Annotated in this window: 29 protein-coding genes; 9 read left to right on the forward strand and 20 right to left on the reverse strand. The window is 56.9% G+C overall.

The genetic code is table 11. The annotated features are described in order from the left end of the window. Positions 1-184, forward strand: a 184-nt coding sequence (locus tag ALQ04_RS27020) for a hypothetical protein (protein WP_221033389.1), incomplete at its 5' end; no start/stop codon positions are given. Positions 185-267: 83 nt separating this feature from the next. On the opposite strand, the gene tyrS is transcribed toward ALQ04_RS27020, so the two are convergent. Continuing rightward, positions 268-1,479, reverse strand: coding sequence for a tyrosine--tRNA ligase (gene tyrS, locus ALQ04_RS06155; RefSeq protein WP_122314945.1), 1,212 nt, complete (start codon positions 1,477-1,479; stop codon positions 268-270). A 202-nt stretch (positions 1,480-1,681) separates the two neighbouring features. Here tyrS and ALQ04_RS06165 point away from each other — a divergent pair, with 202 nt between their 5' ends. Next, positions 1,682-3,100, forward strand: coding sequence for a peptidoglycan DD-metalloendopeptidase family protein (locus ALQ04_RS06165; RefSeq protein ID WP_122314946.1), 1,419 nt, complete (start codon positions 1,682-1,684; stop codon positions 3,098-3,100). A gap of 3 nt (positions 3,101-3,103) precedes the next feature. After that, positions 3,104-4,198 carry an anhydro-N-acetylmuramic acid kinase gene (locus ALQ04_RS06170; protein WP_122314947.1) on the forward strand — a complete coding sequence of 365 codons (1,095 nt, stop codon included), beginning with the start codon at positions 3,104-3,106 and terminating at the stop codon, positions 4,196-4,198. A 63-nt stretch (positions 4,199-4,261) separates the two neighbouring features. On the opposite strand, the gene erpA is transcribed toward ALQ04_RS06170, so the two are convergent. Together erpA and argC are read right to left on the reverse strand one after the other, a co-directional pair. After that, a complete protein-coding gene (erpA, locus tag ALQ04_RS06175; protein WP_122314948.1) occupies positions 4,262-4,612 on the reverse strand; it encodes an iron-sulfur cluster insertion protein ErpA in 351 nt (116 codons plus the stop codon). A 151-nt stretch (positions 4,613-4,763) separates the two neighbouring features. After that, positions 4,764-5,798, reverse strand: a complete 1,035-nt coding sequence (gene argC / locus ALQ04_RS06180) for an N-acetyl-gamma-glutamyl-phosphate reductase (RefSeq protein WP_122314949.1) — start codon at positions 5,796-5,798, stop codon at positions 4,764-4,766. Positions 5,799-5,931: 133 nt separating this feature from the next. Here argC and hemJ point away from each other — a divergent pair, with 133 nt between their 5' ends. The 5 genes from hemJ (at position 5,932) to coq7 (ending at position 9,415) form a co-directional block, all read left to right on the forward strand. Then, on the forward strand, positions 5,932-6,360 hold the full coding sequence (gene hemJ, locus ALQ04_RS06185) for a protoporphyrinogen oxidase HemJ (protein ID WP_122314950.1): 429 nt from the start codon (positions 5,932-5,934) through the stop codon (positions 6,358-6,360). A 92-nt stretch (positions 6,361-6,452) separates the two neighbouring features. Further along, positions 6,453-7,358, forward strand: coding sequence for a DUF805 domain-containing protein (locus ALQ04_RS06190; protein WP_122314951.1), 906 nt, complete (start codon positions 6,453-6,455; stop codon positions 7,356-7,358). 76 nt (positions 7,359-7,434) lie between these two features. Continuing rightward, positions 7,435-8,211, forward strand: coding sequence for an SDR family oxidoreductase (locus ALQ04_RS06195; protein ID WP_122314952.1), 777 nt, complete (start codon positions 7,435-7,437; stop codon positions 8,209-8,211). Positions 8,212-8,292: 81 nt separating this feature from the next. Beyond that, on the forward strand, positions 8,293-8,631 hold the full coding sequence (locus ALQ04_RS06200; protein WP_122314953.1) for a histidine triad nucleotide-binding protein: 339 nt from the start codon (positions 8,293-8,295) through the stop codon (positions 8,629-8,631). Positions 8,632-8,767: 136 nt separating this feature from the next. Next, a complete protein-coding gene (gene coq7 / locus ALQ04_RS06205) occupies positions 8,768-9,415 on the forward strand; it encodes a 2-polyprenyl-3-methyl-6-methoxy-1,4-benzoquinone monooxygenase (protein WP_122314954.1) in 648 nt (215 codons plus the stop codon). Positions 9,416-9,481: 66 nt separating this feature from the next. Here coq7 and speD read toward each other — a convergent pair whose 3' ends face one another. Both speD and ALQ04_RS06215 read right to left on the reverse strand, forming a co-directional pair. Continuing rightward, positions 9,482-10,276 (reverse strand): adenosylmethionine decarboxylase, encoded by a 795-nt coding sequence (speD, locus tag ALQ04_RS06210; RefSeq protein WP_122314955.1) that lies wholly within the window; start codon positions 10,274-10,276, stop codon positions 9,482-9,484. Positions 10,277-10,518: 242 nt separating this feature from the next. Beyond that, positions 10,519-10,941 carry an OsmC family protein gene (locus ALQ04_RS06215; protein ID WP_111758395.1) on the reverse strand — a complete coding sequence of 141 codons (423 nt, stop codon included), beginning with the start codon at positions 10,939-10,941 and terminating at the stop codon, positions 10,519-10,521. A gap of 207 nt (positions 10,942-11,148) precedes the next feature. Between ALQ04_RS06215 and crp the strand changes: the two genes are divergently transcribed. Then, the gene (gene crp, locus ALQ04_RS06220) at positions 11,149-11,793 is read left to right on the forward strand and encodes a cAMP-activated global transcriptional regulator CRP (protein WP_122314956.1); all 645 of its coding nucleotides are present in this window, start codon (positions 11,149-11,151) and stop codon (positions 11,791-11,793) included. Positions 11,794-11,806: 13 nt separating this feature from the next. Here crp and ALQ04_RS06225 read toward each other — a convergent pair whose 3' ends face one another. From ALQ04_RS06225 to ALQ04_RS06295, 15 genes are all read right to left on the reverse strand, one after another. Continuing rightward, entirely contained in the window at positions 11,807-12,499 is a 693-nt protein-coding gene (locus tag ALQ04_RS06225) for a lipoyl protein ligase domain-containing protein (RefSeq protein ID WP_122314957.1), read from the reverse strand. A gap of 10 nt (positions 12,500-12,509) precedes the next feature. After that, positions 12,510-13,346 (reverse strand): indole-3-glycerol phosphate synthase TrpC, encoded by an 837-nt coding sequence (gene trpC, locus ALQ04_RS06230; protein ID WP_122314958.1) that lies wholly within the window; start codon positions 13,344-13,346, stop codon positions 12,510-12,512. Beyond that, the gene (gene trpD / locus ALQ04_RS06235) at positions 13,343-14,392 is read right to left on the reverse strand and encodes an anthranilate phosphoribosyltransferase (protein ID WP_122314959.1); all 1,050 of its coding nucleotides are present in this window, start codon (positions 14,390-14,392) and stop codon (positions 13,343-13,345) included. Before trpD ends, trpC begins: the two co-directional genes overlap by 4 nt. A gap of 21 nt (positions 14,393-14,413) precedes the next feature. Beyond that, a complete protein-coding gene (locus ALQ04_RS06240) occupies positions 14,414-15,013 on the reverse strand; it encodes an aminodeoxychorismate/anthranilate synthase component II (protein ID WP_122314960.1) in 600 nt (199 codons plus the stop codon). 481 nt (positions 15,014-15,494) lie between these two features. Next, complete coding sequence (locus ALQ04_RS06245; RefSeq protein WP_122314961.1) at positions 15,495-16,004, reverse strand: lysis system i-spanin subunit Rz; 510 nt, start codon at positions 16,002-16,004, stop codon at positions 15,495-15,497. Further along, positions 16,001-16,543, reverse strand: a complete 543-nt coding sequence (locus ALQ04_RS06250; protein WP_122314962.1) for a glycoside hydrolase family 19 protein — start codon at positions 16,541-16,543, stop codon at positions 16,001-16,003. Before ALQ04_RS06250 ends, ALQ04_RS06245 begins: the two co-directional genes overlap by 4 nt. Before the next feature lie 52 nt (positions 16,544-16,595). Then, complete coding sequence (locus tag ALQ04_RS06255) at positions 16,596-17,159, reverse strand: hypothetical protein (protein ID WP_122314963.1); 564 nt, start codon at positions 17,157-17,159, stop codon at positions 16,596-16,598. A gap of 16 nt (positions 17,160-17,175) precedes the next feature. Continuing rightward, entirely contained in the window at positions 17,176-18,369 is a 1,194-nt protein-coding gene (locus ALQ04_RS06260; RefSeq protein WP_122314964.1) for a phage tail protein, read from the reverse strand. 412 nt (positions 18,370-18,781) lie between these two features. After that, entirely contained in the window at positions 18,782-19,204 is a 423-nt protein-coding gene (locus ALQ04_RS06265; protein ID WP_122314965.1) for a phage tail assembly chaperone, read from the reverse strand. A 2-nt stretch (positions 19,205-19,206) separates the two neighbouring features. Further along, on the reverse strand, positions 19,207-20,484 hold the full coding sequence (locus tag ALQ04_RS06270) for a phage tail protein (RefSeq protein ID WP_122314966.1): 1,278 nt from the start codon (positions 20,482-20,484) through the stop codon (positions 19,207-19,209). Between the two features lie 11 nt (positions 20,485-20,495). Beyond that, positions 20,496-21,095, reverse strand: coding sequence for a YmfQ family protein (locus ALQ04_RS06275; RefSeq protein ID WP_122314967.1), 600 nt, complete (start codon positions 21,093-21,095; stop codon positions 20,496-20,498). Further along, entirely contained in the window at positions 21,083-22,123 is a 1,041-nt protein-coding gene (locus ALQ04_RS06280) for a baseplate J/gp47 family protein (protein ID WP_122314968.1), read from the reverse strand. Before ALQ04_RS06280 ends, ALQ04_RS06275 begins: the two co-directional genes overlap by 13 nt. After that, positions 22,113-22,511 carry a phage GP46 family protein gene (locus ALQ04_RS06285; RefSeq protein WP_122314969.1) on the reverse strand — a complete coding sequence of 133 codons (399 nt, stop codon included), beginning with the start codon at positions 22,509-22,511 and terminating at the stop codon, positions 22,113-22,115. Before ALQ04_RS06285 ends, ALQ04_RS06280 begins: the two co-directional genes overlap by 11 nt. Then, the gene (locus tag ALQ04_RS06290; RefSeq protein ID WP_122314970.1) at positions 22,511-23,020 is read right to left on the reverse strand and encodes a phage baseplate assembly protein V; all 510 of its coding nucleotides are present in this window, start codon (positions 23,018-23,020) and stop codon (positions 22,511-22,513) included. Before ALQ04_RS06290 ends, ALQ04_RS06285 begins: the two co-directional genes overlap by 1 nt. Next, a complete protein-coding gene (locus ALQ04_RS06295; protein WP_122314971.1) occupies positions 23,020-24,111 on the reverse strand; it encodes a phage baseplate assembly protein in 1,092 nt (363 codons plus the stop codon). The genes ALQ04_RS06290 and ALQ04_RS06295 overlap by 1 nt, the downstream gene beginning before the upstream one ends.

Below are 24,111 nucleotides of genomic sequence, written 5' to 3' on the forward strand. Positions count from 1 at the left end.
CAGAAGTTTTCAAAGTTTCCCTTGCAACTTCAACCACTTGCGCTTTGATCAACTTACCGTTGAACTTCAGCGGGAGGCGAATTCTACAGCACCCGGAGGCGGTGTCAAACTCTTTCTCTTACCGCTGTCGATCCAACCGCGACCGAAGCCTTCTTCGCTGACCGACCTGGCTAAACACTTGTAATCTATTGATCTACAAGGCTTTTTCAGTTCCGTCTGCGCCGGAAGTGGGGCGAATTATAGAGAGATTAAATCGCCCGTCAACCGTTAATTTGAACTTTCTTCCAAAACGAGGGTAATGCGCCCGAAAGCCTTCTTCCCCGCCTGGCAGACATGAGTCGCTCCCAGCTTGAATATAAAGGTGCGATCAACAACCTCACCATCTATACGCACACCACCAGACGCCAGCAGATCACGAGCACCGGCAGAGTTCTTCACCAGACCTGCCTTATTAAGGACGGCTGCGATAGGCATATCTTCAGGGCCACCTACCGAAATCTCCGGCAAGTCGTCCGGCAGCTCGCCATCCTTCATACGGTTACCCGCCGAACGATGCGCAGTCGCTGCAGCCTCTTCACCATGGAAACGGGCCACGATCTCTTCGGCAAGCTTGATCTTGATGTCGCGCGGGTTCGCGCCGGCTTCACAGGCAGCCTTGAATTCACTGATCTCTTCCATGGAGCGGAAGCTCAACAATTCAAAGTAACGCCACATCAAGGCATCCGGGATGGAAACCAGCTTGTTATAGATGACACCCGGCGCTTCCTGAATACCTACATAGTTACCCAGCGACTTGGACATCTTCTTGACGCCGTCCAGACCTTCCAGCAAAGGCATGGTCAGAATGCACTGCGCTTCCTGGCCATAGGCACGCTGCAGCTCGCGCCCCATCAGCAGGTTGAACTTCTGGTCAGTACCGCCAAGCTCGACATCCGCACGCAATGCAACGGAGTCATAGCCTTGTACCAGCGGATACAGGAACTCATGAATGGCGATCGGCTGATTGGTCGTGTAGCGCTTGTCGAAGTCGTCACGCTCCAGCATCCGCGCAACGGTGTACTGCGAAGACAAGCGAATGAAGTCCGCAGGGCTGAGCTTGTCCATCCACGTGGAGTTGAACGCCACTTCGGTCTTGGCCGGGTCGAGGATCTTGAAAACCTGAGCCTTGTAAGTCTCGGCGTAATCCAGAACCTGTTCGCGCGTCAGCGGGGGACGAGTCGCGCTTTTACCGCTTGGGTCACCGATCATGCCGGTGAAGTCGCCAATCAGGAATATGACCTGATGCCCCAGATCCTGGAACTGGCGCAGCTTGTTAATAAGGACGGTATGACCCAGATGCAGGTCGGGCGCAGTAGGGTCGAACCCTGCCTTGATACGCAGCGGCTGACCGCGCTTGAGTTTGGCGACCAGTTCGGCCTCGACCAGGAGTTCATCCGCACCACGCTTGATCAGCGCAAGCTGCTCTTCAACCGACTTCATATCAGCCCCCAATTTAAAGGGAACCAACCATACAAGATCAGAGCCCAATTACAAGTTTTTGCCCGACACACAGCCACGAATCGGTCACCGATACGTAAGCAGGGTTGCTTCGAGCTGGATTTGGTTATATTTTATACAGTTATTTCATCTTCATCATGTCATTCATCTTTTCCATTTCACCTTTTTCAAAGTCAAATTACCTATGATCGACACACCACCGCCTAAAGCGCCCCCGCTTTATCCGAAGAGTCACCTGCTCGCTGCAAGCGGCATTGCCGCCTTGCTCAGCCTGGCTCTCCTGGTATTTCCTTCCAGCGAAGTAGAAGCAAAACGAACCAATCTGGTTCTTGATCTGGAAGCGCCTGCTGATCAGAGCGCACAAGATCAAGACGCTCAGCAAGCCACTCAAGCCACACCCGAAGACACTGTTTCACCTTTCGCCCAGATCGATAACGGCGAAGATCAGTCCACGGAAAACGCTTCTGCGCCGCAATCCCCGGCAACAGACATAAAGAGCCCGAACCACAGGGAAGTCGTGGTAGCCAAGGGCGATACCCTGTCCACGCTGTTTGAAAAGGTCGGCCTGCCCGCAACGACGGTGCATGAGGTCATGGCCAGCGACAAACAGGCCAAGCAGTTCAGTAAGCTGCAGAACGGCCAGGTTCTCCAGTTCGAGCTTTCGTCCGACGGTCAGCTCAAGCAACTGCATAGCAAGCTCAGCGAACTGGAAACCATCAGCCTCTCGAAAACCGATGGCGGCTTCACCTTCAATCGCGAAATCAGCAAGCCAACCGTACGTGAAACCTATGCTCACGCGGTCATCAACAGCTCGCTTTCGTTGTCGGCACAACGCGCCGGCCTGTCCCACAGCATGACGATGGATATGGCCAATATCTTTGGCTACGACATCGACTTCGCCCAGGACATTCGCAAGGGCGACGAATTCGATGTGGTTTACGAGCAGAAAGTGATCAATGGCAAAACCGTAGGCACCGGCAACATCCTGTCTGCGCGCTTCACCAACCGCGGCAAGACCTACACCGCTGTCCGGTACACCAACAAGCAAGGCAATACCAATTACTACACCGCTGACGGCAACAGCATGCGCAAGGCTTTCATCCGCACGCCGGTCGACTTCGCCCGTATCAGCTCGATGTTCTCCATGGGCCGCAAACACCCCATCCTGAACAAGATCCGCGCTCACAAAGGCGTCGACTACGCAGCACCACGCGGTACGCCGATCAAGGCGACCGGTGATGGCAAGGTACTTCTGGCCGGGCGTCGTGGTGGATACGGCAATACCGTCATCATTCAGCATGGCGAGACTTACCGTACGCTTTACGGACACATGCAAGGCTTCGCCAAAGGCGTACAAACCGGCGGAACCGTCAAGCAAGGTCAAGTGATCGGCTATATTGGAACAACCGGTCTGTCGACTGGCCCGCACTTGCACTATGAATTCCAGGTCAATGGCGTGCACGTCGATCCGCTCGGTCAGAAACTTCCAATGGCGGATCCGATCGCCAAATCCGAAAAACAGCGGTTCATTCAGCAAAGCCAACCGTTGATGGCGCGTATGGACCAGGAAAAGGCCACCACGCTGGCCTCCAATAAAAGGTAATCCATGGCCTTCTTCTATATAGGTGTGATGTCCGGCAGCAGCCTCGATGGGATAGATATCGCCCTATTGGAGCAGGATGATCGTCCAAGATTACTGGCGACTCATTACATTCCGATGCCGGAAGAGCTGTATGCCGAGCTGCTCGGGCTGTGTTCCAGCGGCCCGGACGAACTCGCAAGAGCCGCCGTCACCGAGCAGAAATGGGTCAAGCTGGTCGCACAGGGCATCATGACCCTGCTGGAAGAACAGAACATGGTTGCCGGCCAGATACGGGCCATCGGCAGCCATGGCCAGACCATTCGCCATGAGCCGGGACGCGGCTTCAGCATTCAGATCGGCAACCCTGCTCTGCTTGCAGAGCTGACTGAAATCACCGTAGTCAGTGATTTCCGCCGTCGCGATATCGCCGCTGGCGGTCAGGGTGCGCCCTTGGTGCCAGCCTTCCACGAAGCCCTGTTCGACGACAACAAGGATCGTCGCGCCGTGCTGAACATCGGTGGTTTCAGCAACCTGAGCATCATAGAGTCCGACCGTCCGGTCTCCGGCTTCGACTGCGGGCCGGGAAATGTCCTGCTGGATGCCTGGATACAATCGCAGCGCAGCCAGAGCTTTGACAAGGATGGTGCATGGGCTGCCAGCGGCCAGGTCGATCCGGCACTGCTCAAAAGCCTGCTGAGCGATCAGTTCTTCCTGACCAAAGGACCGAAGAGCACCGGACGTGAAGTCTTCAACCTCGGATGGCTGCATCATCATCTGTTCCAGTTGCCGACAGTCGCGCCGGAAAACGTACAGGCGACCCTGCTTGAATTGACTGCACTGACCATCACCGAGTCTCTGCAATCGGCTCAATCGAGCACAACCGAACTGCTGGTATGTGGCGGTGGCGCACATAACGTCGCGCTGATGAACCGACTGGCAGCGCTGTTGCCGGAGACGAAAGTCAGCAGCACGGCAAAGTTCGGTGTCGATCCGGACTGGGTCGAAGCCATGGCGTTTGCCTGGCTGGCACATTGCTGTCTGGAAAGCGTACCGGCCAACCGACCAACCGTGACCGGCGCTCGCGGGCTTCGGGTACTGGGTGCCATCTACCCGGCCTGATCGAAAGCAGAATGAAAAACGCCGCTCAAATACGCGGCGTTTTCATGTGTAGCAAGGCATGGATCAGATCGAGAACGAAGAGCCACAGCCACAGGTCGTGGAAGCATTCGGGTTCTTGATCACGAAACGCGAACCTTCCAGCCCTTCCTGATAATCCACTTCAGCACCAGCCAGGTACTGGAAGCTCATCGGATCGACAACCAGGCTGACGCCTTCGCGCTCGACGATGGTGTCGTCATCGGCCACATCTTCATCGAAGGTGAAGCCATACTGGAAACCGGAACAACCACCGCCAGTCACGAAAACGCGCAGCTTGAGGCGGTCATTGCCCTCTTCATCGACCAGGGTTTTCACCTTGTGCGCGGCTCCCGGTGTGAATTCCAGAGCCGTGGGAGTAAAGGATTCGACGCTCATGTCAGAGTTCTCCCGGCGTTAAGCCGTCATAATGCGTAATGACGGACATTATCCGCTTCTCCTAGAAAACCGGTCAACTATTGATGTGATGAGTAGCGGCAAGCGGTCAAGCTACAAGCCGAAAATAGCTTGTAGCTTGTAGCTACCTTACTTAAGGCATCATACCGGCATGCGACAGGCCCGAACGCTCGTCCAGGCCGAACAGAATGTTCATGTTCTGTACTGCCTGACCCGACGCGCCCTTGACCAGATTGTCGATAACCGAAAGCACGACAACCAGATCACCGCCCTGAGGACGATGCACCGCAATCCGGCAGACATTCGCACCGCGCACACTGCGAGTTTCCGGATGGCTGCCGGCTGGCATGACATCGACGAAAGGCTCATCGGCGTAACGTTTCTCGAACAGCGCCTGCAGGTCCACCGATTTGTCGACAACTGTCGCGTACAGGGTGGAGTGAATACCGCGAATCATCGGGGTCAGGTGCGGCACGAAGGTCAGGCCGACATCGCCACCGGCAGCACGACGCAGTCCCTGGCTGATTTCCGGCAGGTGACGATGCCCCTTGACGGCGTAAGCCTTGAAGCTTTCGTTGGCCTCAGAGTACAGCGAACCGAGGCTCAGGCCGCGACCAGCGCCACTGACACCCGACTTGCAGTCGGCAATCAGACGCGAGTTATCCGCAAGCCCGGCTTCCAGCAACGGCAGGAAACCCAATTGGGTTGCGGTCGGGTAGCAACCCGGCACGGCAATCAGGCGTGCATTCCTGATTTGCTCGCGATTGACTTCAGGCAAGCCGTATACCGCATCCTTGAGCAGCTCCGGCGCGCCATGAGGCTGGCCGTACCATTTGGCCCACTCGACCGGATCCTGAAGACGGAAGTCAGCCGACAGGTCGATGACCTTGGTGCCAGCAGCCAGCAGCTCGCCGGCCAGAGCGTGAGCGACACCGTGGGGCGTGGCGAAGAACACCACATCACAGGCGCCCAGCGTCTTGACGTCCGGCACGCTGAAGGCCAGGCCGTCGTAGTGGCCTCGCAGGTTCGGGTACATGTCGGCGACTGCAAGCCCGGCCTCCGAGCGAGAGGTAATCACCACCACTTCTGCTTGCGGATGCTGTGCCAACAGACGCAGCAGCTCGACTCCGGTGTAACCCGTGCCGCCGACGATACCGACCTTGACCATAACCTGCCCTCAACGAAACAACTGGAAAGCCGTCGATGATATGAGCCTATCGCCTCTGCGACAACCGACAACGTGACGTATGGAGGCTCAAGCCACTACTATTCGGTCACCGTGAACCTGGGAATAACTAAAAATGCTCTTTTTATGGGTCAAAGCGCTTCACATCGTTTCGATGGTCTGCTGGTTTGCAGGTCTTTTCTATCTACCAAGGCTGTTCGTCTACCACTCGATGAGTGAAGACGCTGCCAGCAGGGAGCGCTTCTGTGTGATGGAGCGCAAGCTGTATCGGGCCATAATGGGACCGGCCATGATCGCCACCCTGATTTTCGGCGGCTGGCTGATCAGCTTCAGCCCGTCCGGATATTTCAGCCAGGGCTGGATGCATGCAAAGCTGACCCTGGTCGTACTGTTGATCGGCTATCACCATATGTGCGGCGCGCAGGTCAAACGCTTTGCCCGCGGAGAAAAAGGTCGCAGCCATGTTTTTTATCGCTGGTTCAATGAAGTCCCTGTAGTAATACTGCTGGCTATCGTCATTCTGGTGGTGGTCAAACCGTTCTAATCAATCCGGGGTGGTCATACCGGTGCCGGTAGCCACCCCAGCATTGATGGCAAGGCACTACGCTTTTTATATCGAGACAAGGAAAGCCCTTCATGGCCGATACCCACTTCAAGATCATGTTTGAAGGGCAGTTACGCACCGGCGTTGAGCTGGAAACCGCAAAACTCAATCTGGCCCGGCTGTTCAAGAGCGAACCGCCGGCCGTCGAGCGACTGTTCAACGGCAATCCTGTATCACTCAAGCGCGGGCTGTCTCACACAGAAGCCCAGCGATATATCCAGGCGCTCAACGATGCAGGCGTCGAAGCACACATCGAGCCCGATCCGGAGATCAGCCTGAGCCTGGACGAGATCGACCAGCCGCGTCCTGATCGCGCCCCTGTCGAACACGCTCAGGCGTCCTCACCCTATGCGCCACCCAAGGCAGATGTCACAAGCGACCTGCCCAGGTATTCAACGCTGCGGATATTCAGCATTCAGGGCCGTATCGGTCGCTTGCGTTATCTGGCCTGGAGCCTGGCATTGATAGCCGCCAGCCTGGCGGCAACAAGCATCTGCTTTGCCGTCCTGAGCGTGTCACTGGTTGGCGGCGGGCTGTTGAGCACGATAGCCTTCGCAGCATTTGTTATCGTCAGCGTGCAGATTGGCACACAGCGCCTTCACGATGCAGGCTGGTCCGGATGGCTTCTGCTGCTTAATCTCGCGCCCTTCATAGGCGGTATCTTTCCGTTCCTGATGCTGCTGATACCGGGCAACACAGGGCCCAACAAATACGGCGCGCCACCGCCGCCGAACTCGCGCGCAGTAAAGGTGCTGGTCGGTCTCGGGCTTGTCTTGCTTGCGCTGTTCGTCACGATCATGCTCAACAGCGGTGTCGAGGTCTTGAAAAGAGAACTCGAAACCACGGCCAGCGAATACGAACAATCCCTGCCCTACGACGATGATTCCGACAGCAATGAGGCTCAGCCCGCCGCACCGACTCCCGGTAAAATGTTTTAACCAGGACATCACGTAATACGTTGCTCACAACACAGCTCAAAGAAAGCTGGCAGCAACACGCTCAATGGAGAAATGCATGACCCGTTACGCCCTGATCACAGGCGCTTCCAGCGGTATTGGCCTGGCCATGGCCGAAGCCCTGGCACGTCGCGGGCACAATCTGCTGCTGGTCGCCCGCCATCGCGATCGCCTGGAAAGTATCGCCATCGAACTGACCCAGCGTTTTGGCGTGGAAGTGCTGTTTCGTGCCTGCGACCTGGGCGAACCGCTGCGTCTGTCAGGCTTTCTGCTGGAACTGGAAGATGGCGCGCATCAGATCGACCTGCTGGTCAACAGTGCCGGCATCGGGACCTGCGGCCCGTTTCTGGCCCAGGAGTGGGCTGCCGAGCAGGACCTGATCGACCTGAACATCCTTGCCCTCACCCGCCTGTGCCACACCGTTGGTAACCTGATGGCGCTGCAGGGCGGCGGCCAGATTCTCAACGTAGCTTCGGTTGCAGCTTTCCAGCCGGGCCCCTGGATGAGCACTTATTACGCGAGCAAAGCCTACGTACTGCATTTTTCCGAAGGATTACGCGAAGAGGTGAAGAAAAACGGTGTAAAGGTTTCGGTGCTCTGCCCTGGACCAACCCGTACGCCGTTCTTTCGCACTGCCCAGCTCAAGGTGAACGACGAAAAGATGATGACCCCCGAAGAGGTGGCATTGTATACAGTGCGTGCGCTGGCAAAAAACAAGGCTGTTATCATCCCTAGGCTACGAAACAGATTATGGGCGTTCGGCCCGCGGCTCGGTTCGCGCTGGCTGGTTCGGCAAATCAGCGGCTTTATCAATAAGTCCTGCTGCCCACGCTGAGTAATAAATAGTTATTGCCCGGCAAACACGAACTCATTGCTTCAAGCTTTGACCCATCCACCCCAAAAGGAGCAAACGGCTGTGGAGACTTTGTTTACCAAGATCATCAACCGGGAAATACCGGCCAGGATCATCTATGAAGACGATCAGGTACTGGCCTTCCACGATATCGCCCCTCAGGCGCCCGTACATTTTCTGGTCATTCCGAAAAAACCCATCCGTACCCTCAATGACCTGACCGAAGAAGACAAGGGTCTGGCGGGCCACATTCTTTTCACGGCCCAGCGTCTGGCAAGGGAGCTGGGCTGCGAAGAGGGTTTCCGGGTGGTCATGAACTGCAATGAACTTGGTGGACAGACCGTCTATCACATTCACATGCATGTTCTGGGTCAGCGTCAGATGAACTGGCCGCCGGGCTGAGCCGGTTTTTCAATGGCTTGCATCCTGTCGATGCCATTAAATGGCCCATTTGCTGGCCCTGACAGGATGATCCAGCTCAAGCCGGACCGCTCTGATTGGGGTAAACTGGCCAGCATGGACCTATCCGGAGGTGCCCATGGCTACCGAACGTCACTACTCTCCCCTTGATCGTCTGCTGCTGCAGGCCGACAGCGCGATGCGCACGTTGCTGCCTTCCAGCGGACACTCTCATCGGCCATCCCCCGCCATCCTGCGCCCCGAGCACAAGATGAATGATGTCGATACCCGGCATGTGGCCGGTCTGATGCGCATCAACCATACCGGCGAAGTCTGTGCACAGGCGTTGTATCAGGGCCAGGCCCTGACCGCCAGGCTGCCAAAGATACGCAAGGCCATGGAACATGCCGCCGAGGAAGAAATCGATCATCTGGTCTGGTGCGAACAACGCATTCATCAGTTGGGCAGTCATACCAGCGTGCTCAATCCGCTGTTCTATGGCTTGTCCTTCGGCATCGGCGCCGCTGCCGGCCTGATCAGCGACAGGGTCAGCCTGGGGTTTGTAGCCGCGACCGAAGATCAGGTCTGCAAACACCTGAACGAACATCTGGAGCAGTTACCGGCCGAGGATGAAAAGTCCCGGGCGATTCTGGAGCAGATGCGCATGGACGAAGAACAGCACGCCGAAACGGCGCTGGAAGCAGGCGGCTTTCGCTTCCCTGCCCCGGTCAAGTTCGGCATGAGCATTCTGGCCAAGGTCATGACCAAGAGCACTTACCGGGTCTGATCGCTCAAAAAGCATGCACGCACAAAAAAGGCGCCTTGATCGGCGCCTTTCTTGTTTGTACTGGAGTCAGACGGTCACGTTACGGCCGTAGAAGATTTCCAGCATTTCGTGCTTCACCTTGGCGGTGACCTCTTCACGCTGTTCAGCGGAGAGGTTGCTGGTCGCGTCGCCGAACAGGTAGTTATCCAGTTCAAACTCCTTGAGCAGCATTTTGGTGTGGAACAGGTTCTCCTGGTACACGTTGACGTCGGTCATCTGGTAACCGTTGCGCGTGTCTTCGGAGAGATAGTTCTGGATCGAGTTGATCTCGTGATCGATGAAGTGTTTCTTGCCTTCGACGTCACGTGTGAAGCCGCGTACGCGATAGTCGACGGTCACGATATCGGACTCGAACTTGTGAATCAGGTAGTTCAGCGCTTTAAGCGGTGAAATCACGCCACAGGTCGACACATCGATGTCCACGCGGAAAGTCGCGATGCCATCGACCGGATGAATTTCCGGATAGGTGTGAACCGTGATGTGGCTCTTGTCCAGGTGGGCCAGAATGGTTTCCGGCAGCGGACCTGGCGACTCTTCGATCTGGCTTTCGGTAGGCGTTACCGGCTGCTCGGAGATCAGAATGGTCACACTGGCACCCTGAGGATCGTAATCCTGACGAGCGATGTTCAGGATATTGGCACCAATGATATCGACAACATCGGTCAGAATCCGCGTCAGGCGTTCGGCGTCATACACACTGTTGATGTATTCGACGTAGGCCTGCTGGTCCTGCGGAGTTTCCGCATAGCAGATGTCATAGATATTGAAGCTCAAGGTCTTTGTCAGGTTATTGAACCCGTGGAGCTTGAGTTTGCTTTTCACCGTTAAAAACTCTCTATATATATGCGGCGCCGGCCGCGTGATCAAGCATGCCCGTCAGATGAGCGGCGCTCAGCTGCGTAGGACGGTTAACACCTCTTCGCGTTGGCGATTTTGGTTGTCTGTTCTGGCGCTGCGGCAGAAAACCCATGCACGCGGCGCCTGAAAAAGTCGCGCATTATGCAGACGTAAGAAGCCATCTGCCAGAGTGTGCGCCGTTTTTATGATCGTTGGATGTCGATGACTCAGCCCAGCTCGACTATTTCGTAGTCGTGAGTGATCTCTACGCCGGCATTACCCAGCATGATCGATGCAGAACAGTACTTCTCGGCCGACAGCTCGATGGCACGCTTGACCTGGGCTTCCTTCAGGCCGCGGCCCTTGACGACGAAGTGCAGGTGGATCTTTGTAAAGACCTTGGGATCTTCGTTTGCGCGCTCGGCCTCAAGGAAGGCTTCGCAGCTTTCGACCGGCTGACGGGACTTCTTGAGAATGCTGACCACGTCGAAGTTGCTGCAGCCGCCCAGACCGATCAACACCATCTCCATGGGCCGGACACCCAGGTTGCGACCACCGCTTTCAGGCGGGCCGTCCATCACCACGACATGACCGCTACCGGACTCGCCGAGGAACATGGCTTCGCCAGCCCATTGGATGCGTGCTTTCATCGCCAGACTCCACTGCTAAAAAAGGGTCGCCAGCTTAGCACAGGCCCGGGATTTCACTGGAACGCTCAGCAGAAATGCCTTTTGCGGACATTGTGTAGGAAAGTTCTTAAATGACGGCAAACCCTCGTCGAAAAGCTGGCGAGAATGCCAGTGCAGCCGATACCTATAAAAGTGCCATATGGCGAAGGGTCTTTTTCGGAATACACCATGCTCGCAATCACCGTGACACCCAAGATAAAGAGTCTCGAAAAACTGCTTCCCCATGCACAGCGCCGTCGTTGCGCTGCCAAGAGCAATATCATCTGCGCTGGCGAGAAGTCCGAGTCGCTGTTCATCATCCTCAAGGGTTCGGTGACGATCCTGATTGAAGACGACGAAGGCCGGGAAATGATCGTCGCTTATCTCAACAGCGGAGATTTCTTCGGCGAACTGGGACTGTTCGAGCCGGAAGGTCGTGAAAGCGTGCGCAGCGCATGGGTGCGCGCCAAGACCGAATGCGAAGTGGCTGAAATATCCTACTGCAAGTTCCGCGAGCTGGCGCAACAGGAGCCGGAAATCCTCTACGCCCTGGGCGCCCAGATGGCCGAGCGGTTACGCAACACCACGCGCAAGGTCGGCGATCTGGCGTTTCTCGACGTCACCGGACGAGTGGCCCGCACGCTGCTGGACCTGTGTCGACAACCCGATGCAATGACCCATCCCGACGGCATGCAAATCAAGGTAACCCGTCAGGAAATAGGCCGCATCGTGGGCTGTTCGCGAGAAATGGTCGGGCGCGTGCTCAAGGCCCTGGAAGAACAGCAACTGGTCGACGTCAAAGGCAAGACCATGGTGGTGTTCGGCACCCGTTGAACGACCGTGTTGCTCAGAGCCGGATCAGCATTTGCCGATAAGACTGGTTCAGGCGCTCAAGTACATCGGGATGTTCGGGAAAGGCTTCATGCAGGGCAATATGGCTTTGCGCACGCACACGTGACTCAAGCCCACACAGTTCGTTGAACCGGTTAACCGCAGCCACCATCTGCTGGCGCTCGTTATCCAGCAGCAATGCGCCATGAGCCAAGACCACCGGCCGTGATCCACCCTGGCTCTGTCGCCAGCGCTGGGCAGTGCCGACCATCTTGCGGCCATCGAGGTTGACGTTGAAGCGTCCGTCGCAGAAGGCGCCCTCCACTTCACCCAATGAGGCGTGGCCGCCCAGCCCGGTCAACAGGTCGAGAAGCGGCTGACACAAACGCCGGTAGGCCGTTTCTATTCTGTCGCGGTCGGAGTCAGTACCAGGTTGGGCGTAAACCAGGGCAATGTTGACGGTTGCGCACGACTGCGGCACCGGCTCACCACCGGTTTCGCGCAGCAGCACAGGCCAGCCACTGTCAGCCAGCACTGCACTGGCTTCGGCAAAGCCCGGCAAGCGGCTCATCCGGCGCGGCATGACCAGCGCCCGATCATTGGGCCGCCAGAACAGCAGCCCATGCTCCGCGTCACCGGCGCATACGGACGCCAGCAGGTCCTGCTCGGCCTGCAGGCCTTTCTCGATGCCGATGTCGACTACCGTCATGCGCTACGACTCAATCCAGAGCCGAGCCACTGACCGGCACGCTACGCTCCGGGAAGAACAGACGTTGCAACTCTGCGCCCGGTTGCTCGGCACGCATGAACGCCTCACCGACCAGGAATGAATACACATCGCTGATTTCCATCAACTCGACATCGGCACGGTTTAGAATGCCGCTCTCGGTGATGACCAGACGATCGCGAGGAATACGCGGCAGCAGGTCCAGCGTGGTTTCCAGGCTGACCTCGAAAGTATGCAGGTTGCGGTTGTTGACCCCCACCAGCGGCGTATCGAGGGTCTTCAGGGCGCGCTCCAGCTCATCGCCATCGTGGACCTCGACCAGCACGTCCAGGCCAACACCCTTGGCAACCGCCGCCAGCTCGGCCATTTTCACGTCATCCAGCGCCGCCACGATCAGCAGGATGCAGTCGGCGCCGAGAGCACGGGCTTCGATCACCTGATACGGATCGATCATGAAGTCCTTGCGAATCACCGGCAACTTGCAGGCAGCCCGCGCTTCCTGCAGGTAGGCATCGGCGCCCTGGAAGAAGTCGATATCGGTCAGCACCGACAGGCAGGTTGCGCCCCCAGCCTGATAGCTCTGGGCGATTTCGGCTGGCTTGAAGTCTTCGCGGATCACGCCTTTGCTCGGCGATGCTTTCTTGATCTCGGCGATGACCGCCGGGTGTTTGAGTTTGGCCTGTTCGATCAAGGCCTTGGCAAAACCGCGAGGCGCATCGGCCACAGCCGCCTGCCGCTCCAGCTCTGCCAGGGTAACGATGGCACGACGAGCAGCCACTTCCTCGGCTTTACGGGCGAGAATTTTTTCCAGTACGGTTGGCACGCTCATCCTTCGTTCTCCTGCTTGAATACCGCGGTGAAAGCACCCAATTCGTCCAGCTTTTCCCGGGCCAGGCCGGTGTGCAGGGAATCGTGTGCCAGTTCTACGCCTTCCTTGAGGCTGGAGGCATGATCAGCAGCATAGAGGGCTGCACCGGCATTCAGCACAATCATCTCGGCAGCTTTCTGGCCATTCTCGGTCTTGCGACGCCCCAGCGCGTCACGAATCAGCTCAAGCGAGGCCGCCGGGCTTTCGACTACCAGGCCGTACAGGCTCTGGCTTTTCATGCCCAGATCTTCAGGTTGCACCCAGTATTCAGTGATTTCGCCGTTTTTCAGTTCGGCGACAAAGGTCGGGGCCGCCAGGCTGAATTCATCCAGGCCATCCTGGGAGTGCACGACCAGCACATGCTTGCTGCCCAGGCGCGACAGGACTTCAGCCAGTGGGCGACACAGCGCCTGGCTGAACACACCCACCACCTGATGACGGACGCCAGCCGGATTCGTAAGCGGGCCGAGCATATTGAACAGGGTACGCAGCCCCAGATCGCGCCTTGGACCGGCAGCATGTTTCATGGCGCTGTGATGGGACTGGGCAAACATGAAACCGATGCCTACGCTGTCGATGCAGCGCGCAACCTGGACCGGATCAAGGTTCAGGTACACGCCCGCAGCTTCCAGCAGGTCGGCACTGCCGCTCTTGCCCGACACCGCTCGGTTACCGTGTTTGGCGACCGTGCAGCCCGCCGCCGAAATCACGAAGGCCGAGGCCGTGGAAACATTGAAGATATTCGCACCATCGCCACCGGTGCCGACGATGTCGACAACCTTGTCCAGCGACTGCAGTTCAACCTTGTTGGCCAGTTCGCGCATGACCGAAACCGCACCGACGATTTCGTCGATACTCTCGCTTTTCATGCGCATGCCCATCAGGAAAGCGCCGATCTGCGCTTCGGTGCATTGGCCGGTCATGATTTCACGCATGACATCGCGCATCTCGTCCGTGCTCAGATCGAGATGATTGACGACGCGGTTAAGCGCAGCCTTGATATTCATTGGTGTACTCATAAAAAGTCCTTAACCCTGACGGCTGCCGCCGGTCTGCTTGAGGAAGTTGGCGAACAGCTCATGTCCCTGTTCGGTCAGGATCGACTCGGGGTGAAATTGCACCCCTTCAATATTCAGGGTCTTGTGGCGCAGGCCCATGATCTCGTCGACCGAACCGTCTTCCAGCGCGGTCCAGGCCGTGACTTCAAGGCAATCGGGCAGCGTATCGAGCTTGACCACCAGCGAGTGGTAACGAGTCACCACCAGCGGATGGTTCAGGCCATTGAATACACCCAGGTCTTCATGGATCACCGGGCTGGTCTTGCCGTGCATGACCTGACGGGCGCGCACTACATCGCCACCAAACGCCTGACCAATCGACTGATGGCCCAGGCAGACACCCAGAATCGGCAGTTTGCCCGCGAAGTGAGCGATCACTTCCAGCGAGACGCCGGCTTCGTTGGGCGTGCAAGGACCAGGGGAAACGACGATGCGATCCGGGTTCAAGGCTTCGATCTGAGCAATGGTCAGTTCGTCGTTACGAATCACTTTAACGTCGGCACCCAGCTCACCGAGGTACTGCACGACGTTATAGGTAAAGGAGTCGTAGTTATCGATCATCAGCAGCATGTTGCTATCAACCTTTTGAATTTACTGACTTTATTCAAGCCTTCAGATTCGGCACCCGCTTGCGTATCCAGCGCCGGTCACGGCACAACACATGACCAGGTGGCATACATCAAAGGGTTGAAGGCATACAGGTACAGGTCCGGGCTGGCCGGAAAGGAAATAGTCAGGCGCGCCAACGCCAACGGGCGTGGGCCTTGATAACGCGCATCAAGAGTTTGCTGACAATCGTCACGGGAGGAGTCTCATCTATACGTTTCGGGACATTAACTTACCGAATCACACGGCGCAATATGATTGTGCCGGGGAAAGCGGGCCACGTATCCGATCAGATGACCTTTTACGCGGCAGATCAGTGTCTGGATAGATAAGGAGCGGTAGGTAGCGAATTCATTCGAGAATGTGTCTGGCAGGCTAAAACCTGGCTGCCTTATCGCGGATGAATCCGCTCCTACACGGTTTTGGGGAGGGAGATGGGGGGAGTTTAGCGGGAGATTTCCTGGACATAGACCTGACAGGCCTTCAGGGCAATCAGTCCCTGGTCGCCGTCGTCGGTGATGGCGACAATTCGTTGAGCAGCCGCCGGGTCAAGTTCGGCTCGCGTGGCTCCATGAACCACGCTGCCGGAGGTGGCAACGGCTGACTCTCCACGGCCACTGGCGGGAGTGGCGAGGAGGACTGACAGCCGCAGATCAGAAGTAGCCAGACGGCTACGCAAATGAGCCTGTAGCTTCTGTGCATCGCTCAATTCCTTGTAGTGAGTTGCATCGTTGCTGTGCAGGCGGGCCTCCATGTCCCGCCGCAGTTTCTGTTGGTTTTCCTGCCAGGCGATGACTGCCCTGGACGCCAGTTCACGCTCGCGCTGATGGATCTCGGACTGCTCGGCCAATTGCTGGCCGTAGCTGCGCGCCTGCCATTGCCATGCAGCCCAGGCGCCAAGCCCCAGACCGAACAGCAGAGCCAGGAGCACAGCGCGCAGATCCAGAGCCGTCATGACAACACCTGCAAGGCACGCACATACAAGGCTTCACGCTCGGCAAGACCATTGGTCCCACCATTGATGCGTTTGGTGATCAACAGGAAGTTTCCTTGATCGGCCAAGGCGTTGAGCCGTGCCCGATCCCAGAACCAGCCTGCCGACATCGCGGCATGCTCCGGCAGCTCAAGCAACTCGGGATGATTGAGCAGATCCAGCCCCAGCGCTTCCCCGCACGCCCCATAGTTCGCCCGCCCTGTGACCTGAATAAGCCCCCGTCCACGATAGAACGGTCCATCGTCATCGTCTTCGGGGGTATTACCCAGGCGCAGGGCCAGTTGGCCTGTGTCATAACGCTTCAGGTAATCGTCACTTCCCAGCTCACGGACATAACGCAACTGACCGGACTCGTGGCCGATCTGCGCGATGAAGGCCGCAATCTGCAAGCGAGTGACGATGCTGTAGCGAGTCATGGCCGTGTTGAGCGCGGAAACAAAAACGCCGGCTTTAGGGCCGGCGTTGGGGAGGATTTGTTGTAGCTGTGGTTGAGTTATCACAGGTTTTCTCCATGCAAAAACGCCCCCGACTGGAAGCTGTTACTGTGCCTGATCAGCTTCCTGTCGCCAGTCCCTTGATCTGATCAATGGCCTCGATGACAACCGCCTTCGCCTGGTCATGTTCGCCAGCAGCAACGAGGGTACGCACCCGTTCCTTTGCCGCGAGACGCACTTCGCGAATCCGGTAAACCATGTCAGCGCTATCCGCCGATGCTTGCAGAATGAGATCAGCCGCCTCCTGCGGCGTTCGGCCATTGATGACATAGGCCGCCACAGCACGGGGAACGTCGTCAACGGGATACCCGGCAACCTTGAAGGCCTGAGCCTCCGATGACGCAAGGCTGTATTCCAGAGCCCGCAGGGCTTCGAGTGCACTGACCAACTGCACGGAGTCGATCTGCTCGCACAGCTCCTCGGCAGTCGGAATAACCTGCACCGGATCGACCAGAACCGGCAAACCAGAAGCGTCGTGCGAACGCACCTTACCCACGGGTGGATTGGCGATTACAGACGTGTAAATTTCTTCGGATATCTGCACGGCATCCTCAGGGATCTGGTCACCATGGACCTGTGGCAGATAGGTACAACCAGTAGTGGAACTGTAAAAACGTTGCATGATATTTCCTTGATTTTTAGTAACCCACGCCAAACCAATAGAACCCGTGAGGTGGCTCTACACCACCCACATAGTTCTGGATATAGCAGGAAAGATTCGTGGAGGAAAAGCTGACAACCTGGGGTCCAGAGTCGATATAACCGTTTGAAGTCGGATTACTGGATTGCGCGATTGCACACAAACACTCTGTAGGAAATCGCAGGGGGAAACTTGTGGTATGCGTGATGTCAAATCCCGCTACAGTTGTATGCCCCCATTGCAGAATCAGCCCTCCGAGCCAACTGGGCAAAGCGATGTAACCATTCTGTGCAAGGCTGATAGCGAAGCCCTTGCGAATTTTTCTGGGAGTAACGACTGTCACATCATCCAACCCGGCATTGACCTCGGCCTGAGTGGCCAACCTGCTCAATCCCCGATTAACTTCCGTGGCCTGCACGACGAGTGCTGCAACTGCAGCGATATCGATATTTCCCTGATTGGTCGGGACATCCCAGGCTTTTATGCACCACATGACCGCAATGTTTCGCGGACGGGTTTCTGTGCCTCCTGCAGTACCGACCACATCACCACCATTGGTGACCGCGTACTGCCCCGAACCAGCGGTTGTTCCTACGGCGATGCTGGATATCCCCCTGGTATTGTCTGCGGTTTGCGTGTGGCTATGCGCCTTGAAAGCGTCAGTTTGAAAACCACCCAACACTCGACCTTCATCAACACCCCGACCATGATCCCAGCCACGCAAAAACTCGCCACGCGACTCGGGAAGACGGAAGTAACCCGCCGGATCACCGGTCTGGTTGTACCAGGTCCCCAGATAGGCAGCCAGTTGAGGATAGGCAGCAATACTCTGCAGACTGCCATCAACTTCAAGATATCCAGGCGGAACAGCTGCCTTTGGAAAAGGCACCATCATGCCAATGGGTACCACATTGTGTTTGCCCAACAAGGCATCCATTTCTTCCTTGTTGTAAACACGCGCCCTGGTATACGCATCGTTCTGGACGATATAGCGGATGGCTTCCAGCAACTGGTCCAGATCGTCCTCTTTCGGGTTGATCTGGGCCGCGCGGATGACCGCCAGCACCTCATCGGTTACCGCATTCCCCCAACTGGCAGGAATCAGGGAACCAGGAGTTCCCTTTACAGCATCTTCATCGACAAACTTTCCATTCATCAACCCAATACCGGGTACACTTTTTGGATAGTCCATATTCAACTCCTAACTTGGTTAATTAAAACGCCGCAATGCGTCGCTATTGCTTAGTGAAGCAATTCGATGACCTCTCCATCGCTCATGTAATATTGTTCTTTCGACTGAATCACCCAGCGCATCCGACAGAGTGGACTATTCCCATCGTCTCTCGCTGAGTTATCGCCAAGAGCCTTATCTACCTGCGAAATTACTTATAGCAAGAACCAAAACAAAGCTGTCCTCCACAAGGTATGGCTTACAACATTCGCTGCGATGTGATTGGTGTTTCGTAACAGGCAATTAATAGAGAATCTGCCTGATGTTATGGAGCTATGCTGCCCCTGCAAGAATGATCGACATCAATGGGGCCATCAGTATCAACGGCAACCATAGGCTTCTACATGACCCACGATATCGATCATTGCCAAGCTCAATTGGCTTTGAACCAGACGGGCGCTACAGGACGAAACAGAATATCGGGAAACTCTGGAGTCTGCGGCCAGTCGCGCAAGGATTGGATATAAGTCAGAAGCTCGGTAAATTGCTCAGTTCCCAGCGTTGTCGACAGATTCAACTCCAACTGATCTCTATGACGGTCTCTTACACCAGAGGCAGCCATAAGGGCCCGATCCCGCCAGACCCGCTCCTTGGTCTGCAGTTGCTCGGGGCTCAAGCCCGGCGGATCAATTGCAACAGGGAGCCCCTCTGCATCCGCAGCGATAATCTTTCCGGCCGCATTCGCAGCACGAAGTTCAACATGCTGCGCATCGGTAATTTTTTTGCAGTCTTTTCCTTCCGGCTGCATTCCGGACAAATAGAAACCACCCGTTTCGGCGCAATACAAAATAGTCATGATTATTTTCCTATACCGATGACGAATAAATCCCGGGTTCCTGCGGAAAGCTCAACAATATCTTGTCGATCAAGAATCACGCTGGTTTTGGTAAGGTTTCTATACTGCGCAGAAACACCATCATTAACCCGTGCCGCGGAAGAGTGTGCCGCTCCGGAAATGGCGTAACACGCATCAGGCCAAGCCAGCGGCCAGGTTAGCGTCGCAAAGGTGTCACCTGCCAAAGTCGCCCGGCCATACTGAATAAGTAAACCGCCCAGCCATGTCGGAAAAAGGACATAACCACTGGCAGCAGTGAAACTCATTGCGAAACCAAAACGCATTTTTTTGGGTGTAACGACTGTTGCATCATCCACACCGGCATTGACTTCGGTTTGATTGGCCAATCGGCTCAATCCCCGATTAACTTCAGAGGCCTGCACAACGAGTGCTGCGAGTGCAGCCACATCGATATTTCCCTGATTGATCGGCTCATTCCAGGCCTTGATGCACCACATGACCGCAATGTTTCGCGGACGTGTTTCCTTACCACCTGCGCTCCCGGAGAATAAACCTGCAATAGACCCGCCGAGCGAGTCAGGCGATGTTTCCACATAAGCCTTCGCAGTTGTCGAAGACGCGCCACCGTAAACTTTGCCAAAAAATGTACCCGGAGAGGCCGTTGCTCCTGTCACAGAACTGGCACCGGAGCCTGCTCCGACGTTATCGACAAAACCCGTTTCCTTGTGGACATGGGCTCCCAGCAATTGATCTTGAAAAGCTCCAACTCCTCGTCCGGCATCAACACCCCGACCATGGTCCCAGCCACGCAAAAACTCACCACGCGACTCAGGCAGACGGAAGTAACCCGCCGGATCACCTGCCTGGTTGTACCAAGTCCCCAGATAAGCAGCCAGATCGGGATAGGCGTCGATACTCAGCAAACTGCCATCGACTTCAAGAAACCCGGGCGGAACGGCTGCCTTTGGAAACGCAGCCATCATGCCCACGGGCACCCCATTACTGAGTTTCAACAAGGCATCAATTTCTTCCTTGTTGTAAACACGGCCCTTGGTATACGCATCGTTCTGGATGATGTAGCGGATGGCTTCCAGCAACTGGTCCAGATCTTCCTCTTTCGGGTTGATCTGGGCAGCGCGGATAACCGCCAGCAACTCATCGGTTACCGCATTCCCCCAACTAGCTGAAATCAATGATCCCGGTGCACCGGAAACAGTGTTTTCATCAACAAACTTTCCATTCACCAGCCCGACGCTGGGGACGCTTTTTGGGTAGTCCACGGTATTACTCCTCAGTTGAAATTAATGAACTCAGCGGTGTGAGCAGGTGCTGCGCGGCGGATCAAACATTCGATAGCTGTTCCCGGGTTCACGCCGAAGCGCTCGCCCCAGTAGCTCGCACCGAAACGACGACCAAGCTTGCGTCGCCCGCCGGTGTTCAGGGTCCACATGAATTGCGCGTTCCAGGTGCCGAAGTGCGCCTTGCCAAAACGAGAACGCCCCATACGGGGCGCTCGGTGTTCGGTGACAGTGGGGTTGGGATAGCCCTGGCTGATGGCAATGTCGATGTAGAACGCCGGGTTCTGCCCTCCTACGGCAACCAGCCGCTGGCGCACCGACAGACGCCGGTCCTCGAACAACGGGCTCAGGCCCAGGCATGGATCGGGCAGGTTCATCACCCGCTCCCAGTCCGGCACCAGCTCACTGACGCTGGCCGGGTCCATCTCATTGAGCAGGGCGCAAGCCCGGCCATCGATGCGGGCAAACTCCTCGGACAAACCGGTGATCACCTGCTGCAGCTCAGGGACTCGCTCCGGATCCCAGGCAGGTCCCGAGGGCAACAGGGCTTGTAGCTGATCGGCGTATTGCCGGGCGGTTCTCAGGACGACCATATGATCCCCCCGAATACCAGCAACTGATTGGCGTTGGCTGGCACATTGGCAACGGGAGAGGTCAGCACATGATCGGTTTCGCCCGTCGCACCGCTGATGGCTTCTGCGATATGAGTCAGCAGCAGTGTCTCGCCAAGCCCGGCCTCGCGATTGTGCAGGTCCATCAGTTGCGCCTGAACGGCGGCACGCACGGCAGAAGTATCCGGCATCAGCTTGATGGTGTAGACGACGCGCTTCTGTATCGGGGCCAGCACGTACAACTCAGCCGTCACCGGGCGCAGCGGCTCGATATAGGCAGCCACTTGCGTGAGTTCATCGGCATCCGGCACCGGAGTAGCGTCATTGTCGCGCATGACAAAAACCGCCACAGTCCCAGGCCCCATATAACGCCGCACACACCATGCACGGGTAATGCCAGGCACTTCCAGAGCCCAGGTCACGTAATCATCCTGATTACCGCCATGGGGGATGACACGGTAGGAACGCACAACACGGGCGCGCAGCGACTCGATACTTTCCAGCGCCGTGCCACCAGTCAGACCACCTGCCAAAACCGTGAAGCTGCTGTCGATCCCTTCAATGGGCTGAACCGCAGTCATTACCAGACCGGCATCGGCGTTACCCAGAATGCCCGCATCCACGGCTTCGACCGTTGTCACGTTATTACCGGCAAGCGTGGTCACTCCCTGAGTGACGCGGTAGGAGCGGCCATCACTGAACTGCAACACGGTATCGGCATCCAGCACCGCACCGGCTGCCGCCGTGAAACGCACCGAACCGCTGGCCGGTTGCGCGGCATTACGCGGTTGCCGCAAGCGAAGCGTGGCCTGGCGCTGCAGGGTTTCTTCATCGGCCGTGTCGGGCAGGATCTGGTCGGCAATCCAGCTCTGATAGCCGTAGAGCCCATAGGCCGCGCCACTATGGGCGCGGGATAACACTTGAGCATCGGATTGGCGGAGCGCTTCGTCGGCCAGATCTACCTGGGTCCGGCCAATCAGCTCAGGCAACGTAGGAGTTTCAAACGGCATAGATCACCTGCCACTGTTCGGATGGGTTGAAGCGCACGGTCTGGCCGCTCGAAACGACCAGCACGACGCCAAGATTCAAGCGGTTGTTCTGGACCCGCTCGGTAAGGATTTCGATGTCCTGCACATGGCCGTCTTCAATCAGCCAGACGAGCGCTTCGCGAGCGTAGAACTCGGCATCGCGCTGCGTCTGGGCGGTGAGTTTCACCCGGCGCAACAGCCACAGACGGGAGCCGATACGGTCATCCGTCACTGCCGGATAGGTGTCGCCCCACCAGCCATAACGCTCGTCATCGTCCACCTGATCGTCAGGCCCGGCTCGACGCCAGGTGAAGAGACTGATGATGACCGAGCGCAGCAACGAAGCTTCGAGAGAGCCTGCAATAACCATCAGGCACCTCCCACGGGCGGACCGCTCTGACCGTTGCCACCTTGTACACCGCCGTGTGTATGGCTGATCTGGCTGATGCCGCCAGCCACCTGATCACCCTGGGAAATAATCTTCCCGGTCTGGGTGATCTGTGGCGTTTCAAAATTCACCGCCACCGCAGCCCTGACGTTCAGGGTGTTGGTTTCGATGTCGATGACCTTGCTGCGCTTGAGGTGAATCTTGTCGCCCTCGTCGGTATAGATCGCTACCTCACCGGACTCCAGAGCCTTGAGGCGATAACGACGATCAGCGACCACCAGCAGCAATCCATGGGAGCGATCACCGCCGATGAAGGCAGCAATGCCTTCGGCGCCGGCCAGCGGATTGCTGGTAAAGCCATAAGGCTCGAAGTGCTCCATGTCATCCTTGATTTCACCTGCGGTCAGGCGCATCTGCAGGGCCTGCATCTTGCTGGTGGCCCTGGCGAGCACCACCGTGCCACGCACCAGCATGCGATTGAGTATGCTCATTAGGGTTTTTCCTTGTCGGCGGGTTTTGCAGCGGCGGTATCTTTGCTGCCCGCCTTCCTGTTCGGATCGTTGGGTTCGGCATCGAACGTTTCAGGCGGACCGACAACCAGCGTGGTCACGGTGCCTTGCTCGTTGAGCGTGTAGGCGATTTCCGAGATCAACATGTCCTGGTCGAAACCGACCACTGGATCCACGACTCGCACCAGCATGTTGTGCCGCCAGAGATCGCCATTGGACTGCCGCCAGCCCTGCACCTTGTAGGTGGTGACCTGTGCCTTGCCCATGCGATTGACGCGCTCCCAATTGGCACGACTCTGGGCCAGTTCGGGAGTGACAGGCGCCGACTCATGAATGATCAGGACACGCTTGCGCTTGATCCTGCCATCGACTGCCAGTGCCGATACTTCGCTGGCATCCTTGGCGAACGTCTGATCGTTGCCACTGCGTTGCCCGATCACCCGGTACTCGGAAAAAACACCGGAAAAATCGAGCGGTGCCGTGGCCGAAAGAATGTTCTGCCCCACTTCCAGGCGATCCACTGCCCGTCCCTGGCTGCCTGGCATGGCCAACACCAGACGGCCTTTTTCATCGTCCGTGGAGAAAATGCGAAACAGCGTCAAGAGTCGATCAATTGACTTGAATACCGTCTCGGCAGGCTCAAGGGTGTGGTCGGAGATCTTGCCGGTTTCAGCAATTTCGCTCACGACACCCACGCCATAAGGACCTGCAAGCGCCTTGACGATGCTCAGGACACTTTGCTTTTTCCATTGGACCGGCTTGTTGAGCGCGGCACAATCAATCAAGTCAGCCGTCAGAGATCGTCCGGAAATAGTCAGAGTGATCTGCTTGCCGTCATAGCTGATCGGTGTAGCAAAGACCCAACCGCTGAGAATCAACTCGCCCCCGATGCGAACCTCACACCGTTCCCCCTGACTGATAGGTCGCGAAGTGCTCTGCCCTGGCCACTGCCAGGTAATGCTCACATTGAAACTGCGGGCCTGGCGCTCGATACCGGCAGAAATGGACACTGATTTCCAGCCGCCATAATCCATGTTGCCCACCGTCAAGGTGACAACATTCGACTTATCCAT

The organism is Pseudomonas cichorii, from assembly GCF_003700275.1.
Classification (GTDB): Bacteria; Pseudomonadota; Gammaproteobacteria; order Pseudomonadales; family Pseudomonadaceae; genus Aquipseudomonas; species Aquipseudomonas cichorii_B.